This is a genomic window from Rhodoferax sp. XS2R6, assembly GCF_056521365.1.
In genome coordinates, this window is sequence record NZ_JBWMAY010000001.1 from 630,696 (window position 1) to 648,275 (window position 17,580).

Consider the following 17,580-nt stretch of genomic DNA (forward strand, 5'->3'; position numbering starts at 1 on the left):
CTTGTGGGCACCTGGGCCTAAACCAAACTCGCCAAGGCCGCCGGCGAAAAGTCCGACAGCTCGTCCATGCGCCCCTCGCGCACCTTCAGCGCCCAATCCGGATCGCTGATGAGGGCGCGGCCCACGGCCACCAGGTCGAAGTCACCGCGGTCAAAGCGGCGCAGCAGCTCGTCCAGCGATGCGGGCTTGGAGCTTTCGCCGCCAAAGGCCGCGATGAACTCGCCGCTCAGGCCGACCGAGCCCACGGTGATGGTGGGACGGCCGGTGAGCTTCTTGGCCCAGCCGGCAAAGTTCAAATCGGAACCATCAAACTCCGGCTCCCAGAAACGGCGTTGCGAGCAATGGAAGATGTCGGCGCCCGCATCGGCCAGGGGCTGCAGCCAGGCGGCCATCTCGTCGGGGTTTTGCGCCATGCGCACGCTGTAGTCCTGCTGCTTCCACTGCGACAGGCGGATGATGACCGGGTAGTCTGGCCCCACTTCGGCGCGCACGGCTTTCAGAATGTCGGCTGCAAAACGGCCACGTGCCACCAAGTCGCTGCCGCCAAAGCGGTCGCTGCGCTGGTTGGTGCCTTCCCAGAAAAACTGGTCGATCAGGTAGCCATGGGCGCCATGCAACTCGATGCAGTCAAAGCCCAAGCGTTTGGCGGCGCCAGCGGCCTTGGCAAAGGCGGTGATGGTGTCGGCAATATCCGAATCGCTCATGGGCGCGCCAAACTGCTTGCCGGGGCGTGACAGGCCAGAGGGCGAATCGACAGGCGACGGTGCGACCCAGGTGGTGCGCGGGTTGCGCGCGGCGCCCACGTGCCAGAGCTGCGGCGCCATCACGCCACCGGCGCCGTGCACGGTGTTGATAACGTCTTGCCAGCCAGCCAGCGCGGCATCGCCCCAGAAGTGCGGCACATCGGGGTCGTTGGCAGCCGACGGGCGCTGCACTACCGTGCCCTCGGACACGATCAGGCCCACGGCGGATGCGGCACGCTTGCGGTAATACTCACTCACCTCTTTGGTGGGCACACCACCGGGCGAAAACGAACGTGTCATGGGTGCCATGACAATGCGGTTGGCGAGCGTGAGGCCCTTGTAGGTGAAGGGCTGGAACAACGGAGCGGCGTGGGACATACAGACAGGGATGGATAAGTTGCAAGAGAAACCAGTTTACGGGCGCGCGCCCAACCCATGGGGCCGCAGGGTCACCAAGGCTACAGGCCCTGTGGGCCGGGGTGGGCGTGGATTTCTGCAGTTTTCCGTCCGGGCAATTGCTACTTTTTTTGTAGCTGCTTGCGCTTATTCCACGGGTGCTGCAGCCACTTTTAATGAGATAAAATCGGGCTACCAGTCGTCCGACACCCACATCCTCTCGCGCGAAGGCGAGCTGCTGCACCGCCTGCGCACCGACGCCACCGTGCGGCGTGGGCAGTGGGTGGCGCTGGCCGATGTGTCCCCCGCCCTGCGCACTGCGCTGGTGCTGTCGGAGGACAAACGCTTTTACGAACACAGCGGGGTGGACTGGCGCGCTGTGTCGGCCGCGGCCTGGGGCAACCTGTGGAACACCAAAACGCGGGGCGCCTCCACCATCACCATGCAGCTGGCCGGCCTGCTAGACGAAGACCTGAAGCGCGGCAACGGCGGGCGCAGCGTGGTGCAGAAGCTGGGCCAAACTTGGTCCGCCCAGAGCCTGGAGCGCGGCTGGCGCAAGGACCAGATTCTGGAGGCCTACCTGAACCTGGTGCCGTTTCGCGGCGAGCTGGTGGGCATTGACGCCCTGAGCCAGACCCTGTTTGGCAAGGCCGCCCACGGGTTGGACAACCGCGAAGCCGCCGTGGCCGCCGCCCTGGTGCGCGCGCCCAACGCCAAGGAGCCGCAAGTGGTGCAGCGCGCCTGCAGCGTACTCAAAAGTCTGGAGACGGCAACAGCCAACTGCGGGGCACTGGACCTGTTTGTGACCGGTGCGCTGCAGCGGCGCGACTATGCGGCCAGTGAAGGCGTGGCGCCACATGTGGCCCGACAACTGACGGCCGTTCGCCCTGAGCCTGTCGAAGGGTTGCCTAACCTCAAGGCTTCGACGAGCGCAGCCCGAACGGCAACAATCCGCACCACCCTGCGTGCCCCGCTACAGCGCTTTGCCGTGCAAACGCTGCAAAGCCACTTGCGCGAACTGGCCGGCCGCCATGTGGAAGACGCGGCCCTGCTGGTGCTGGACAACGCCACGGGCGAGGTGCTGGCCTGGGTCGGCTCGAGTGGCCCGCTAAGCAGCGCGGCCGATGTGGATGCGGTGACCGCGCTGCGCCAGCCCGGTTCCACACTCAAGCCTTTTTTGTACGCACAGGCCATTGCCGAACGGCGCATCACCGCGGCCTCGCTCTTGGAAGACTCGGCCACGCAGATCCAGACCACGGGTGGCCTCTACATCCCACAAAACTACGACCGGCATTTCAAGGGCTGGGTGTCGGCGCGCACGGCACTGGGTGCCTCGCTCAACGTGCCCGCGGTGCGCACGCTGGTGATGGTGTCGCCCGATGCGTTTCAGAAACAACTGGTGCGCCTGGGCCTGCCGCTGAAGGAAAGCGGCGACTTTTACGGCTACAGCCTGGCGCTGGGCAGCGCCGAGGTGTCGCTGTTGAACCTGACCAATGCCTACCGCGCGCTGGCCAACGGCGGGCGCGCCAGCCCCTCCACGCTGCTGCCCGGCAAGCCAGCGCCTGCCACCCAGGCACTGGACGCGCGCGCCGCTTTCATCGTGGGCGACATCATGAGCGACCCCATGGCCCGTGCCCGCACCTTTGGCACCGACAGCGTGCTGGCCACACGCTTTTGGAGCGCGGTGAAAACCGGCACCAGCAAAGACATGCGTGACAACTGGGCCGTGGGCTACAGCCAGCGCTACACCGTGGGCGTGTGGGTGGGCAACGCCAGCGGCGCGCCGATGTGGGACGTAAGCGGCACCACGGGCGCGGCGCCCATCTGGGCCGCGATGATGAATTTTCTGCACGCCAAGCAGCCCAGCCGCGCGCCCAAGCCGCCTGCCGGGGTAGAACAAAAACGGGTGCAGTTTGCCAACACCCCCAGCGCCCCCAGCCTAGAAGCTGCGCGCAGCGAGTGGTTTGTCAGCGGCACGCAGCAAGCCAATTTCGCTATGGATTCAGGAGCTGCTCGCGCAATATCCACGGGGGCCGGAGGCCAGGACTTGGGGTTTCGCCAAAAAGGCTTAAAAAATGGCTCAGCACCCACCGCCCGCATCACTGCGCCCACCAACGGCACCATCATCGCCCTGGACCCCGACATCCCGCCCCAGGCACAGCGCCTGACGCTGCAGGCCGAGGGCAGCAACCTGCGCTGGCTGGTAGATGGCAAACCGTTTGCCAAAGGCAATGCCACCCAGTGGCCCATCTGGCCAGGCCGGCATCTCATCCAGATTACCGATGCCAAAGGCCAGGTGCTGGACCAGGTGCGGCTGGAAGTGCGCGGGGCGGGGGTGAAGGGCTCACAGCGCGCGGCAGCGCGCTAGCCACGCCAGCGCGCGCGTCGGCTTTAGGCCGCTGGTGCCCTGGGCAGCACGTGCCCGGTTTCCAGCAGCGTCTTCAGGTTCGACAGCACCGCAGGCCAGCCGCCCGAGATGCCTTCCAGCATCTTCGGGTCGCGCTCCAGGTCGACATGGCTGACGGTCAGGCGCACCAGGCCGTCGATGCGTTGCTCGATGTCGATCTCCACCCGCGAGTGTTTGGACGCATCCGCGGCATCGCCGGGCCGTGCCCAGGTGTAGACCAGACGGCTTGGCGGCGTGCACTCCACCACCGTGCCGCAGATGTCGACCGTGCGCGCGGCGTCCAGGCGCTGGTGCTCCCAGACGGAGCCGACCTTCCAGTCCGACACGTTGACGCGGGCGCATTCCGATGTCGGGCCGACCCAGTACTGGGCCATCACGTCGGTGTCCATGAAGGCCTGCCACACCTTCTCGGGCGTGGTTTGGATATAGCTCACGTAGACAAAGCTAGGTTTTGCGGTTGTCGTTGTCATCTTTGGGTCCTTCCAGTGTTTTCTTCAGGTGATGCAAGGCGTCAAGTCGGCCATGCTCGAACTTGGCGATCCATCGCGTGTGGATCTCGTGCAGGGGCACGGGGTTGAGGTAGTGCAGCTTCTCCCGCCCCTGCCAGACCACCGCCACCAAGTTGGCGTCTTCCAGCAGTTGCAAATGCTGCGTCACGGCCTGGCGCGTCATGTCCATGTGCTCGCACAGGGCAGACAGGGTCTGGCCGTTCTCCTTGTGCAACTGGTCGAGCAGACGCCTGCGGGTCGGGTCGGCCAGTGCTTTGAATACCTTGTCGATGGGCGGCCTTTCTAGTCGGGGTGGAACAGGGTTGGGATGACTGGATGCAGTATATGCAGGTATTTACTTGCATGTCAATAATCCAGCGCTGGCGCTAGCATTGCGCCATGACCCGCCATGTCCGCATCACCCGTTACCTTGCCATCGTTCGCCTGCAGCGCCAGTTGGAGCTGGGCACCTATCCGCGCCTTCAGATGGGGCTGATCGTGGCGCTCACGGGGGTGGCGGGCTGGCTGCTGTCCGCCCTCTTGTTAGCGCTGGGTATGGACCAGATGGCGCTGCGCTACCCGGTGGCATTGGGTGGGGCCTACCTCGTGTTTCTGGGGCTGCTGTGGTTGTGGCTGCGTACCCAGGCGCAGGACTACCAAGACATCCCCAATCTTGTGGAAGTGAATTCCTCAAGTGGCTGCGATAGTGGCGCGGGCGAAGTGCGGCTGCCATCGATGCACAGCGGGGACGGTGGAGACTTTGCGGGCGGTGGCGCCAGTGGCAGCTTTGATACGCAGGCCGCGTTGCCTGCGGACGAGCCCGGCGTGCTGTCGTCGGTCGGCGATGCGGTGGGCGATGCAGACGAATTTGCCATTCCGCTGCTGGCCATTGCCTTGGCCGTTGGTCTGGCGTTTGCGTCGCTGTATGTGGTTTACCTGGCGCCCGCGCTGTTTGCCGAGCTGCTGTTTGACGGCGTGCTTTCGTACACGCTGTACCGCCGCCTGCGCAACGCCGACAGCAGCCACTGGCTCAGCACGGCGTTTAGGCGTACTGTGTTGCCCTTTGCGCTAACCGCAGTGTTTGTGGCACTGGTGGGCGCGGGTTTGACTGCCTACGCACCAGGCGCGCAAACTTTGGGCCAGGCGCTGCACGCCGCGGGCTGAGTGGCTGTGCCCCTGCCTGACCAAAGGACTACGATGCACACCTGCACTAGCCCACTGCCACACCCATGAACGAAACGTCCCCCACCTCGTCTGACTCCACCGCGCTACGCCCAGGCGTAAGCCCCTGGTGGCGCGCTGGCGCCATCACCCTGGCGGTGTTGCTGGCCACGCTGATCGCAGGCACGGCCAGCATGTTCGAACAGTTCAAGGCCCAGATTGCCCACCAGCAGCAACAACTGGCACAACAGCCCCAAATTCGCACGCTGGTAGTGCTGCTGGACGCCGCGCAGGCCCCGGCGCTGCTGGTCACCCACGACCCCGCCAGCGGTGTGCTGCAGCTGCAGCGCCTCAATGCCGTGAAAGAGGGGCGCGAAGACAGCATGCAACTTTGGGCGCTGCGCCAGGGGCAGGCTCCGCAATCGCTGGGGGTGCTGGGCAGCAAGGCCGGCACGCTGACACTGCCCGCCAGCGCCGACCCCCTGCAGGGCGTGGCGCAGCTCGCCATCAGTGTGGAAGACAAGGGTGGCGTGCCCAGCGAACGCGGCCCGCGCCTGCCCTACCTGTTCCAGGGCGCGGTGGTGCAAAAGGCTATCTAAGCCACGGCGATGACCACCACAGCCTTTGCCTTGTTTGCCACCGCGCTGGGCCACTGCGGCATTGCGTGGGGCGCCAAGGGATTGACCGGTGTGCAACTGCCCGAGGCCGATGAAGCCACCACCCGGCTGCGTATGCAGGCCCGCTTCCCGCGCGCACCCGAAGCCGCACCGCCGCCAACCGTGCAAGCTGCCATGGATGCCATCACGGCACTGCTGGCAGGTGAGCCCACCGAACCACGCGACCTGAGCCATCTGGTGCTGGACATGGAGGGTGTGCCGCCCTTTCACCAGCGCGTCTACACGCTGGCGCGCCACATTCCACCCGGAGAAACACTCACCTATGGCGAGCTGGCGCACCTGCTGGGCGAGCCCGGTGCGGCACGCGCAGTGGGCCAGGCACTGGGTGCCAACCCGTTTGCCCCAGTGGTGCCTTGCCACCGCATCCTGGCAGCCCAAAGCGGCGCAGGTGGTTTCTCGGCGCCTGGGGGCGTGAACACCAAGCTGCGCATGCTGCTGGCCGAGCGGGCCCACTTCAACGGGCCGGGTTTGTTTGACGACTGAGCCCGTCCAGTCGGGCACATTTCGCTATCAATTCAGTAGCTTTTTGCGCATATTCCACAAGGGCTAGAGGGTGATTTGAATGCCAAACGGGGCACCACAGCGTGCAACCATTGCTTGCACAAAAGCGCAAAGGCTTTACATGCCCGACACCTGCGCGGGGGACTATGCAAGCTCCTTCACTTCCATAGGCCCCTTATGAAATCCACCGCCATTGTGTGCACCATCGTCATCGCCAGCATGGGGTTTGGCACCCTGGCGCAGGCGCAGGACCGTGGTCGGCACGGGCCGGACGACGAGCGCTGGAGCCAGCAAGACCGGGGACGCCACGACAACGGCCGTGGCCATGGCCGCAACGACGCCCGCGATGACCGCCGGGATGACCGATACGACAACCGGCACGATGACCGCCGCGATAGCCGAGGGAACAAGCACTGGGATGGACACCCCGGCTACTACGGCGCCCGCGGGCCCGACTTCCGCCGTGGCGGCTACATGCCGCACGAATACCGCCGCCCGATTTACGTGGTGAACAACTACTACGGCCACCACCTGCCCGCGCCACGCCGTGGCCAACAGTGGGTGCAGGTGGGCGGCGACTATGTACTGATCGCCATCGCCACCGGCATCATTGCGCAGATCATTTTGAACCAGTGATCTGGCGCAGCAGGCCATAGGCCACTGCTGCCAACACCAGCACCCCGGCCACCAGCACCAGCCACAGCGCGGCGGTGCGCAGGCTCACGCCGCTGGGCAGCAGCTTGGCGGCCCAGAGCTGGGGCGCATCGGGCGGATCGGCCCGTAGCTGCTGCACCGCAGCGGCGGGCAATTCGGCCAACTTGGCCGGGGAGACAGCCCCCAACACACTGGCTTCCACGGCCGCCGATGCAGTGTTGGCGCGGCCTACGGCCAACGTGAACGGCCCGGTACCCGAGGCCAGCAGGGCCAGTTGCAGCGGGGCAAATTCCACCGTGGCCTTCAGCCCGCCCGCAGGCAGCGGCTGGCCATTGCTGGCTTCCACGCGCAGCGCCCGTACCGATGTAGGTGGCAAGGTCAGCGCGCTGTTGCTGCTGCCCTGGCCCACCGTGTCCAGCCGGTAGACCACCGCCGATGCCAAGGCACGCCAGGGCTGGGTCGCATCGCTGCGGCCCGAAATGCGCACCGGCACTAGGGTGTTGTCTTGTGCGGCTTGCAAATGCAGGGCCATCAGCGGTGTGGCAAAAGGCAACGTCCACACCAGGCTGTTGCCATCGGCTGTTCCTGCCGGCAAGGCGGCGCGCACACGCGGGGGCTGCGTATGGGGTGTGGCCACCTGGCCGGTCAGCGCGCTGACCTGCACACCGTCCTGCCCGGCCCAGCCCAGGCGCAGGTAGCGGCCTTTCACATCGAGTGGCTGCTGCAGTTCCAGCAGCGTGCTGTTAGGCGCGTCAGCACCGTCAAAACGAAACAGTGGCCCTTTCACGGGCACGGTCTGCCAGTCTTGCAGGTTGGCACTGCTCTCCAACTGCAGGTGGACCAGCGCATTGCGCGGCAGCTCTGCCTTCAGGCGCAGCGCGGACAGCGTGTGCTGTTCGGCCCGGGTGTCAAACAGGGCGGCCTGCAACGGCTGCGCATCGGCAGGCAGTGCGGCACTGGCCTTGTCACCTGCCTTGCCTGCTGTATCCCAGCGCACCCAGGCGCTGCCGGGAGTGGCACTGTCGGCCGACACACGCACCTCTACCGCACCGCGTGCGGCCGGGGCACCGGCGGCGGTGGCAAACAAGGGGTAGGCCGGGTAAGCGCGGGTTTGCACGGCCGGGGCGCTGCGCTCCAGGTCGGCCGGGCGCAACAGTGCGTAGGGCACCACGGCGCCGTCGGCATTGAACACACGCACGTCATGGCCAGCGCTGCTTTGCATGCGCAGCAAGGCCTCCACCGGCAGCTCGGCTCGCACCAGGCTGGCACCGACTGGCAGCACCAGCTGGCCGCGCCAGGCAAATTCGGCGGGCGTGGGGGCATCTGCCGCCCACGCCATGTTCATCACACTGCACAGGGCCAGCAACGCGCGGGCGATTCGGGGCGTGCTCATGCGGTGCTCCCTTCTTCACCATCTTGCGCAGGCGGCTTGGCAGCGGGTGGGATGGGCGCAAAGTAGCCCACCACCAGCATCATCACGCCCACGGCAATAAAGGCCACGATGCGTTCGGAGCCACCGCGGTTGCTCAGATCCACCAGGAACAGCTTGGCCACTGTGAGCCCCAACAGGGCCGCACCCCCCATCCACACCGGGCGCGCATGGCGGCGGTGCGCCACCAGCATCAGGCCCAGGGCCAGCAGCGTCCACAAGATGGAGTAACCGGCCTGCACCAGGAAGGACTCAAACAGGCGCTCGGCATCCCAGGGCACACCCGCGTACTGGTGCGCCACGCGCAGCCATACGGTGTTGACGGCCACAAACCCCAGCGCGCACAGTAGCAGCGTCCAGCGCCGGTCATGCACCCAGGCAAGCACCGGCAAATCACTCTGGCGCACCCGCGTGAGCCACAGGGCCGTGGCCAGCAGCGCCAGCGCCACGGTCAGGTCGGTGGGGTTGAGCAAGGGCACATACGGCAAGGGGCGTGCATTGCCGTTGGACGACACCGCTACCAGCAAAGCCCCCAGGCCCACGGCCACCGCCAGCGGTGCGGCGGCGTGCCACAAATACGACATGGCAAAACGGTCCAGCGGCCAAGCCTGGCGCACACGGCTGCCCGCGTCATACAGGCTGCGTGTGCACAGCGCCAGCAGCACCAGCACACTGGCCACCAAAAAGATGACGCTGGCCCAGGCGGTGCCACCCAGTTGGGCCTGGCCCACGGCCCAGACCAGCAGGTTGCCCACCAGCAGGGCCAGCAGCCACACACCACCGGTGTGCACTGCGCGCCACCAGGGCTGGGGCGCCAGTGCATCGAGCTTGCGCAGGGTCACGGCATGCAGCACCAGCGTGAGCGGCCAGACCAGCCAGCCCCAGGCCTGGAACACATGGTCCAGCGCCACCACGCCCTCCAGCGCAAACAGCGCCATGATGGGCAGCGAGAACCAGGTCGGTGTGGCCGCAATGGCCCAGGGCTTGGCGCGTGTGGGCAGGGCCCAGCGGTGTGCCACCCAGGCGCTGGCCACCCAGCCCAACATCTCCAGGTGCGACTGCAGCGCGCTGCTCAGTACCGGTGCCCAGTTGCCATCGGCCCCGGGCAAGGCACGTTCAATGTCATGCAGCAACGCGAACTGCCACCACAGAAAACCCACCCAGAACAACACCGGCGACAACCGCTGTTCCAGCTTGGCCAGCAGCCAGCTGGCGCCGGAACCCGACGCAGCAGGCTCGGCAGCAAAACGTGTCCAGTGCGCCAAAGCCAGGGCGGAAGCGGCGAGCAACACCGCGCCGATGAAAGCCGGGTTGGCAATCGGCCAGGCGCTGGTGTGCATCTGGTCCAGGCCCTGCAGGTAGCTGCCCGCGGCCAGCACCTGCAGCACCAAACCTGCCAGGCGCGCGAGCCAGCGGCCCTGGCGTTGCCCCATCCAGTACACGGCCGCACCTTCGGCAGCCCACACGGCGCTGGTCCAGCGCGCGTCCAGTGCCAATGGCACGGCCAGCGTCACAAAACCCAGGCCCAGCACCGCAAAACACTCGGCCAGCCACTGGCCCACGGCCTGGTTGGCGCCTTGGCGCTTGACGGCCCACCAGCCGAGGCCCAGGTACAAGGCGCCCAGCGCCAGCGCCGAGAAGGCCGTGGCGTATTCGATGTGTTGCACCAGCGCGGCCTGCAGGCCAAAGGCGACCAGCGGCGTGCCGAACACCAGCGTGGCGTCCACCGCCTGTTTGGGCGCCAGCGAATGGCGCGTGGCATAAAGCAGGCTGGCCAGCAGGTAGATGGCGAAGAAGGCCAGCAAAAACGGCTCGGTGCTGGCAAAGTGTTCGGGCTGGTACTTGAGCGCCCCCCAGGCCGTAGCCACGCCAAAGGTGGCAAAAAAGCCCAGCAGGTTCAGCGGGCGCCAGGCGCGCAGCCAGGCCACCGCCACGATGGCCAGATTCAGCACCAGGTAATAACTGAACAGACCCACGTGGTTGCCCTGCCCCGTGGAAACGAGGATGGGGGCCGCAAACGCACCCGCAAAACCGATGAAGGCCATGGGCATGGCGTTTTGCATCAAGGCAATGGCGGTAGAAAACGCACACACCAGCGCCAGCACACCAAACGCCGCACCGGCAGGTAAAAACTGGTACAGCCGGAAAGCCGCAAACACCGTGAGGTAGAGCACACCCACCCCGGCGCCCTGCAGCGTCAGCGCGTAGGCCAGTTTCTCGGGCTGGCGGCCACGCAGGCGAAAGCCGAAGACAAACAAGGCAATACCCGCCGCGCCAATGGCGGCCAGGCGCAGCTCGGGCGGCAGCAGCGCGTTGTCCATGGCGAACTTGGCCAGAAATGCCAGCCCCACAAACAGCACCAGCACACCCGCGCGCACGATGGTGTTACCGCCCAGCAGCCAGCCCTTGGCTTGCGCCACCAGGCGAATCAACACGTCGGGCGGCTGAGCCACCCATTCGTCGGTGTCGGGCAGGTCTTCCACGCGGCCCACGCGTTCGCGGGCGGTAGTGGGTTGCGGTGCACGTGGCAACGGCGCATCCAGAAATTCGTCGGGTTCTTCGTCCGCACGCTGCAGTCCGGGTAGCGCGGCAGGCACGGCAGTGGCCGGCGTGGGAATGGCTGCAGCGGCTGCAGGCACTGGGGACTGCTCGGCGGCCGTGGCGCGTGCCGCGGCAATGACGTCTGCCACAGGGGCCTTGGTTTGCTGCGCGGCAATCTCACGGCGCACCGCCATGCGCAGGGTCAGGCCCGCAATGGCTCCCAGGATGGCGCCGATGAACAGGCCCACCTCCTCGTCGTACTCCACCGTGAGGTAACCCACGATGGCCCCCCAGATTGCGCCCCATATCACCATGCTGTGACTCCCTGTGCTTGTTGTCTGCCGTTGTGGCGGGCCAGTCTAGCCCAAGACCGGCGCAAATAATTTCAATCGACCCGGGGGTGATTTCACGCACCGTTTGTCCCTGCGCCGCTACCATTTGCGCCATTACAGGAGACTCCATGCCCGTTATCACCAATATTGAAGACCTGCGCGTGCTGGCAGAAAAGCGCGTGCCGCGCATGTTTTACGACTACGCCGACTCCGGCTCGTGGACCGAAGGCACGTACCGTGCCAATGAAGACGACTTCCAGAAGATCAAGCTGCGCCAGCGCGTGGCGGTGAACATGGAGAACCGCAGCACGGCCACCAAGATGATTGGCATAGACGCCAAGATGCCGGTGGCCATTGCCCCCGTGGGCCTGACCGGCATGCAGCATGCCGACGGTGAGATCCACGCGGCGCGCGCGGCCGAGAAATTTGGCATTCCCTTCACGCTGTCAACCATGAGCATCTGCTCGATTGAAGACATTGCCGAACACACCAGCGCGCCCTTCTGGTTCCAGCTCTACATGATGCGGGACCGCAGTGCCATGGTGAAGATGATCGAACGCGCCCGCGCCGCGCGCTGCAGTGCCCTGGTGCTGACGCTGGACCTGCAGGTGATTGGCCAGCGCCACAAGGATTTGAAAAACGGCCTGACCGCCCCGCCCAAACCCACGCTGGCCAACATCATCAACCTGGCCACCAAGCCGCGCTGGTGCCTGGGCATGCTAGGCACCAAACGCCACACCTTCCGCAACCTGGTGGGCCATGTGGAGGCGGTGAGCAATATGTCGTCGCTGGCCGCCTGGACCAACGAGCAGTTTGACCCGCGCCTGTCGTGGGACGACGTGAAGTGGGTCAAAGAGAAATGGGGCGGCAAGCTGATTCTGAAGGGCATTCAGGACGTGGAGGACGCGCAGCTGGCCGTGGCCAGCGGAGCCGATGCGATTGTGGTGAGCAACCACGGTGGCCGCCAGCTCGACGGCGCGCCCAGCAGCATCAGCGCCCTGCCCGCCATCGTGGCCGCCGTGGACTCGCAGATTGAGGTGTGGATGGACGGCGGCGTGCGCAGCGGGCAAGACGTGCTCAAGGCCTGGGCCCTGGGCGCCAAGGGCACCATGATTGGCCGTGCCATGGTCTATGGCCTGGGCGCCATGGGCGAAGCCGGTGTGACCAAGGCCCTGCAAATCATCCACAAGGAGCTGGACGTGACCATGGCCTTTTGCGGCCACACCAACATCCAGAATGTGGACCAGGGCATTCTGATTCCCGGCACGTACTAAGTTCACCGCCAAGCCGCGGTAGGGCGGCCTGCCTTCAGCGGTAGCCCGCAGCCACCATGATGTCGGTCACCCGGCCCAGAATGGCACCCAGCGCCTGGTCGGGCGGGAGGGCACCGGTGAGTCCCTGGTGCACGGCAGCCCCCAGCGGCCCGGTGTTGATCTCATCCCACGGGGCGATGATGGGGCGCCAGTCCGGGTCGGCATGGCGCAGCTGCTCGCGCAGCAGGGTGAATTCGGGATACCGCCGCACCAGCTCAGCATCGCGCAGGGTGGACAGGCGCATGGGCGCCGCCCCCAAGTGGCAGACCGCCTTGTCTTGCGCTTTGGACGTGAGCCACTGCATCAGCAAAAACGCTGCATTGGCACGTTCGGACGTGCGGGCCAGCGCCAGGCCCAAACCGCCCGCCTGCGAAGCCATGCGGGTGCCGCGCGGGTGCAAGGCATAGGCCACCTTGCCAGCAACCTTGGAGAGCGGCGAACTGCGCACCGCGCCGAACACGGCCGTGGAGTCCAGGTACATGGCGCTGCGCCCTTCCAGAAAGGTGTGCAGCATCTCGTTGTAGTCAAAATTGCCCATGCCTGCGGGGCCGGTGTCGGCAATGTCCTTGAGCAATTGCAGCGCCTGCACACCGGGTGTTTGGTGAAAGGTCGGAACCCAGCGCGCATCAAACACCTGCCCGCCCAGTGGGTTGAGGTGCAACAACCAGGCGTGTACGCAGTTGTGCCCGGCCTGCCCGCGCGAGGTGAGCGCGGCCATGCCCGCCTTGTCCCGCAACACGGGCAGCAGGCGGCGCAGCTGGGTGTAGGTGCTGGGTGGCTGCAGTTTCAGCGCGGCAAACACATCGCGCCGGTAGGCCAAGAGTGAGGTTTCTGCGCCATACGGCAGGCCATACAGGCGCGCGCCGGGGCCGGGCAGGTAGCCTTTGGGGCCACCCACCAAACCCATGTTTTGCAGGTACCCGGGCACCACATCGGCCAGGTCAAACGTCGGGTCGGCCAGCGCCGGATCGCTCAGGAAAGGCTGCAACGGACGGATAAGCCGGTGGTGCACGTACTCGCTTTTCCAGGTGACCACATAGGTCACCAGATCGAGTTTGCTCTGGGCCTGCGACATTTCGGCCATTTGCCGGTGCTTCATGCGCAGGATGTGCTCGCGCGCCAGTTCCACCTTGATGCCGGTTTCTTCGGTAAACCGCGGCAGCAGCTTGACCATAGCGTCATAGTGCGGGTGGTCTGGAATGCTGAACGCCACGGTCTGACCACGGTACTTAGCATACCGGTCCGCCGCGCGGCTGCTGGCCAGGGGCAGAGCGGCACCAAACACGGCCACAGCATTTTTTAAGACCTGGCGACGTGGCCGCAGGTTCACGGGCTTGGGCGGTAACAACGACGTCATGCTGGCAATGGGAATAAAGGGTTTCACCCGCCCGTATTGTGACACCGGACGCTTGTTATCCTCGGGTGCCATGCGTGCCCCAACCCTTCCGATACGCCGTATCGCCCATCTCGACATGGACGCCTTCTACGCGTCGGTGGAGCTGCTGCGTTACCCGCAGCTCAAGGGGCTGCCGGTGGTGATTGGCGGTGGACGCCGTGCGCTGGACGATGCACTGCGTGACGCGTACGCCGAGCTGCCGTTGCATGAGATTCCGGTAGCGGCCTTCCCCCTGCTGCGCGACTACACGGGGCGCGGCGTCATCACCACCGCCACCTACGCCGCGCGGCAGTTTGGCGTGGGCTCGGCCATGGGCATGATGAAGGCGGCCAAGCTGTGCCCGCAAGCCATCCTGCTGCCGGTGGACTTTGCGCAGTATCGCCACTACTCGCAGCGCTTCAAAACCTTCATCACCGAGATTGCGCCGCTGATGGAGAACCGTGGCGTAGACGAGGTTTACATCGACTTCACCGAGGTGCCCGGTGGCCAGCGCGAAGGCGGGCGCGTGCTGGCGCGACTGATCCAAAAAGCCATTTTTGACGACACGGGCCTGACCTGCTCGGTGGGCGTGGCACCCAACAAACTGCTGGCCAAGATGGCCAGCGAGTTCAACAAGCCCAACGGCATCGCCATCGTCTATGACACGGACGTGGAAACCATGATCTGGCCGCTGGCCTGCCGCAAGATCAACGGCATAGGCCCCAAGGCGGACGCCAAGCTCAAGGGCCATGGCATAGAGACCATCGGCCAGCTCGCGTCCAAAGACCTGCAGTGGCTGATGGACACCTTTGGCCAGCGCACCGGCGCCTGGATGTTTGATGCCGCACGTGGCTTGGACGACCGGCCCATCTCTCTGGAGAGTGAGCCGGTCAGCATCAGCCGCGAAACGTCTTTTGAGCGCGACCTGCACGCGGTGCGCGACAAGGCCGAGCTGGGCGCCATCTTCACGCGCCTGTGCGAACAATTGGCCGACGACCTGCAGCGCAAGGGTTATGTGGGCAAAACGGTGGGCATCAAGCTCAAGTACGAGGACTTCACCGCGGTGACGCGTGACATCACCATCGAGCGCCATATCGACAACGCCAAGGAAATCCGTCGCGTGGCCGGCCTGTGCCTGAAACGCGCGCCGCTGCAAAAGAAGCTGCGCCTGCTGGGCGTGCGCATGGGTGCGCTGCTGAGTGCCGAGGAAGCCCTGAATTACAAGCAAAATAGGCCTCTAGCCCCCGTAGATATTGCGCAAACAGCTATCAATTCAGGAGCAGAAGACACCCTAACGGGGCAGCTGTTTTAGGCCACCAAGATCTCGTCCTGGTGGTTGGCAATGTGCAGCGCATGCGCCAGCGCGAAGTCGGTGCGGCTCAGCGCGCCATAGGCAAAGTGCGGTTGCAGCGGGCCGGTATGGGCCTGAAAACGCTGCACCGCCGTGCGCAGGCGGGCCACGCCGGGTTTCCAGCCCTCGGTCTGCGGCAAGCTTGGCGCACCAGGGATGGGCTCGGTCAATCCATGCGTCATCTGGCCGCGCAGGCGGAACACCGCAAACGCGGCCGAACCCAGCGTGGCCTGAAACAGCGCGCTTTTGGGCTGTGGAAACCCATCCAGACTCATGTCCACGCTCTGCGCCATGTGCTCGAGCACGGCGGACATTTTCCAGACCGTCGTGCTCTGTACCTGGTTGGCGCGGTCCAGCTTGTCCAGCCAGCGCAGCACATCGTCCAGCGACTGGACCTTGGGGGTATCGGCCATGGTGGCTCCGGTGGTGAAAGCGAGGGGGGCGATGAGGAAGTGACGGCGTTGCATGGCAAAAATCATACCGCCTGCTGATTAGAAGTCAGACTGGAAAAAAGCTTGATCCAAGTCAATTAGGCAGCACACGCCAGCGCCATCCGGGTTGACGCGCCCCCCGAGATTGTTGCTAAATGTTTTTGCGGTTGATCAAGAACAGTTTGTCCAAACAACTAGGGAGAAGATCTGATGCGCACCAACCTACCGGTAACCCAGCGGGAGTACGAGTACCCGGCCGACCAGATGCTGGTGTCCATGACGGACACCAAGGGCATCATCACCCATTGCAACCATGCTTTTGTAGAAACCAGTGGGTTCACCTACGAAGAACTCATAGGCCAACCCCACAACCTGGTGCGCCACCCCGACATGCCGCCCGAGGCCTACAAGGACATGTGGCAAACCATAGGCCACGGCCACCCCTGGACCGCCCTGGTCAAAAACCGCCGCAAAAACGGCGACCACTACTGGGTGCAGGCCAACGTCACCCCGATTCTGGAAAACGGCAAGCCCAAGGGCTACATGTCGGTGCGTATCAAACCCAGCCGCCAGGACGCCCAGGCTGCCGAAGCGCTGTACGCACAGATGCGGGCCGATGCACAACAAGGCGGTGGATCGATCTACCTGCGTGGTGGCGAGGTGCGCTACAAAGGCCCGCGCGGCTGGTTTAGCGCCCTCACGCGCATTACCCTGACGGCCCGCCTGGGTCTGGCCCTGCTGGGCATGACCCTGCTGGCCATGGTTCCGCAGTTCCTGGGCATGCAGGGCTGGCAGGCGGTGGCCGCACAGCTTGCCTCTCTGTTGCTAGGGGCGGGCTGCGTACTGGCCTGGTTCCAACTGCGCTTTGCCGCCGCGATTGGTGCGGCCGAAACCTTTGCCGATGACCTGGCCGGCTGCAACCTGACCACCACGGTGGACGGCCAGTACCCGCCGCCCCTGGGCACCATGATTCGCGCGCTGCGGCAGATCCAGATCAATCTGCGCGCCGTGGTGGGTGATGTGCGTGGGGAGATTGCGATCTTCACGCGCTCCGCCGCCGAGATTGCCGAGGGCGGCATGGACCTGTCCTCGCGCACTGAATCCCAGGCCAGCAGCCTGGAAGAAACCGCCGCCTCGATGGAAGAGCTCTCCAGCACCGTCAAGCAAACCGCCGAGACAGCCAACCGGGTGTCGGGCCAAAGCGCCAAGAGCACCGACATTGCAACCCAAGGCGGTGCAGCCGTGCACCAGGTGAGCCAGGCCATGCAGGCCATTGACGCGTCCTCCGGCAAGATGCGCGACATCATTGGGGTGATCGAGGGGATTGCCTTCCAGACCAACATCCTCGCGTTGAACGCGGCGGTGGAAGCCGCACGTGCCGGTGAACAAGGGCGCGGCTTTGCCGTGGTGGCCACCGAGGTACGGGCCCTGGCCCAGCGCAGCGGCGTGGCGGCCAAGGAAATTCGTGAGCTGATTGCCCAATCGTCCGAGCAAATTTCGGCCGGTTACCAGCAGATGACCGGCGCCGGCCGCACCATTGACGAGGTGGTGAAGTCCGTCAAAGAGGTGGGCGAGTTGATCCAGCAAATCAGCAATGCCACCAAAGAGCAAGCGGTGGGGATTGCGCAGGTGAATGAAGCCGTCACCCAGCTCGACACCGTGACCCAGCAAAACGCAGCGCTGGTGGAGGAGTCGGCCGCCTCCGCAGCGGGTCTGAATTCCAGCGCCGCCACCCTGGCGCGCTCGGTGCAGGTGTTCAAGCTGCCATAAGCAGGGGTCAA

Annotated in this window: 15 protein-coding genes; 8 read left to right on the plus strand and 7 right to left on the minus strand. The window is 65.3% G+C overall.

Features of this window, described 5'->3' with window-relative positions; genetic code table 11:
• Positions 1 to 17 precede the first annotated feature (17 nt).
• Positions 18 to 1,121, minus strand: a complete 1,104-nt coding sequence (locus tag AC097A_RS03010; RefSeq protein ID WP_479619691.1) for an NADH:flavin oxidoreductase — start codon at positions 1,119 to 1,121, stop codon at positions 18 to 20.
• 10 nt (positions 1,122 to 1,131) lie between these two features.
• Here AC097A_RS03010 and pbpC point away from each other — a divergent pair, with 10 nt between their 5' ends.
• A complete protein-coding gene (gene pbpC, locus AC097A_RS03015; RefSeq protein WP_479619692.1) occupies positions 1,132 to 3,507 on the plus strand; it encodes a penicillin-binding protein 1C in 2,376 nt (791 codons plus the stop codon).
• 23 nt (positions 3,508 to 3,530) lie between these two features.
• On the opposite strand, the gene AC097A_RS03020 is transcribed toward pbpC, so the two are convergent.
• Together AC097A_RS03020 and AC097A_RS03025 are read right to left on the minus strand one after the other, a co-directional pair.
• On the minus strand, positions 3,531 to 4,016 hold the full coding sequence (locus AC097A_RS03020) for an SRPBCC family protein (protein ID WP_479619693.1): 486 nt from the start codon (positions 4,014 to 4,016) through the stop codon (positions 3,531 to 3,533).
• Entirely contained in the window at positions 3,991 to 4,326 is a 336-nt protein-coding gene (locus AC097A_RS03025) for an ArsR/SmtB family transcription factor (RefSeq protein WP_479620192.1), read from the minus strand. The genes AC097A_RS03020 and AC097A_RS03025 overlap by 26 nt, the downstream gene beginning before the upstream one ends.
• A gap of 107 nt (positions 4,327 to 4,433) precedes the next feature.
• Here AC097A_RS03025 and AC097A_RS03030 point away from each other — a divergent pair, with 107 nt between their 5' ends.
• The 4 genes from AC097A_RS03030 to AC097A_RS03045 all read left to right on the plus strand — a co-directional run bounded on the left by AC097A_RS03030 (position 4,434) and on the right by AC097A_RS03045 (position 7,009).
• Positions 4,434 to 5,198: a hypothetical protein gene (locus AC097A_RS03030; RefSeq protein WP_479619694.1), complete on the plus strand. Its 765-nt coding sequence runs from the start codon at positions 4,434 to 4,436 to the stop codon at positions 5,196 to 5,198.
• A gap of 65 nt (positions 5,199 to 5,263) precedes the next feature.
• Positions 5,264 to 5,794, plus strand: coding sequence for an anti-sigma factor domain-containing protein (locus tag AC097A_RS03035; protein WP_479619695.1), 531 nt, complete (start codon positions 5,264 to 5,266; stop codon positions 5,792 to 5,794).
• A 9-nt stretch (positions 5,795 to 5,803) separates the two neighbouring features.
• Positions 5,804 to 6,355: a methylated-DNA--[protein]-cysteine S-methyltransferase gene (locus AC097A_RS03040; RefSeq protein WP_479619696.1), complete on the plus strand. Its 552-nt coding sequence runs from the start codon at positions 5,804 to 5,806 to the stop codon at positions 6,353 to 6,355.
• 195 nt (positions 6,356 to 6,550) lie between these two features.
• Positions 6,551 to 7,009, plus strand: coding sequence for an RcnB family protein (locus AC097A_RS03045; protein ID WP_479619697.1), 459 nt, complete (start codon positions 6,551 to 6,553; stop codon positions 7,007 to 7,009).
• On the opposite strand, the gene AC097A_RS03050 is transcribed toward AC097A_RS03045, so the two are convergent.
• Together AC097A_RS03050 and AC097A_RS03055 are read right to left on the minus strand one after the other, a co-directional pair.
• Positions 6,993 to 8,420 (minus strand): DUF3999 family protein, encoded by a 1,428-nt coding sequence (locus AC097A_RS03050; RefSeq protein ID WP_479619698.1) that lies wholly within the window; start codon positions 8,418 to 8,420, stop codon positions 6,993 to 6,995. The two genes, AC097A_RS03045 and AC097A_RS03050, sit on opposite strands and share 17 nt — an antisense overlap.
• Positions 8,417 to 11,311, minus strand: a complete 2,895-nt coding sequence (locus AC097A_RS03055; protein ID WP_479619699.1) for a DUF2339 domain-containing protein — start codon at positions 11,309 to 11,311, stop codon at positions 8,417 to 8,419. Before AC097A_RS03055 ends, AC097A_RS03050 begins: the two co-directional genes overlap by 4 nt.
• Positions 11,312 to 11,457: 146 nt before the next feature.
• On the opposite strand from AC097A_RS03055, the gene AC097A_RS03060 reads away from it, so the two are divergent.
• Positions 11,458 to 12,603 carry an alpha-hydroxy acid oxidase gene (locus AC097A_RS03060; protein ID WP_479619700.1) on the plus strand — a complete coding sequence of 382 codons (1,146 nt, stop codon included), beginning with the start codon at positions 11,458 to 11,460 and terminating at the stop codon, positions 12,601 to 12,603.
• Positions 12,604 to 12,637: 34 nt separating this feature from the next.
• On the opposite strand, the gene AC097A_RS03065 is transcribed toward AC097A_RS03060, so the two are convergent.
• Positions 12,638 to 14,071, minus strand: coding sequence for an ABC transporter substrate-binding protein (locus AC097A_RS03065; protein WP_479619701.1), 1,434 nt, complete (start codon positions 14,069 to 14,071; stop codon positions 12,638 to 12,640).
• Between the two features lie 43 nt (positions 14,072 to 14,114).
• Between AC097A_RS03065 and dinB the strand changes: the two genes are divergently transcribed.
• A complete protein-coding gene (gene dinB, locus AC097A_RS03070; RefSeq protein ID WP_479619702.1) occupies positions 14,115 to 15,329 on the plus strand; it encodes a DNA polymerase IV in 1,215 nt (404 codons plus the stop codon).
• On the opposite strand, the gene AC097A_RS03075 is transcribed toward dinB, so the two are convergent.
• Positions 15,326 to 15,781 carry a DUF1569 domain-containing protein gene (locus AC097A_RS03075; RefSeq protein WP_479619703.1) on the minus strand — a complete coding sequence of 152 codons (456 nt, stop codon included), beginning with the start codon at positions 15,779 to 15,781 and terminating at the stop codon, positions 15,326 to 15,328. The genes dinB and AC097A_RS03075 overlap by 4 nt on opposite strands.
• 228 nt (positions 15,782 to 16,009) lie before the next feature.
• Between AC097A_RS03075 and AC097A_RS03080 the strand changes: the two genes are divergently transcribed.
• A complete protein-coding gene (locus tag AC097A_RS03080; protein WP_479619704.1) occupies positions 16,010 to 17,569 on the plus strand; it encodes a methyl-accepting chemotaxis protein in 1,560 nt (519 codons plus the stop codon).
• The last annotated feature ends 11 nt before the right edge of the window (positions 17,570 to 17,580 follow it).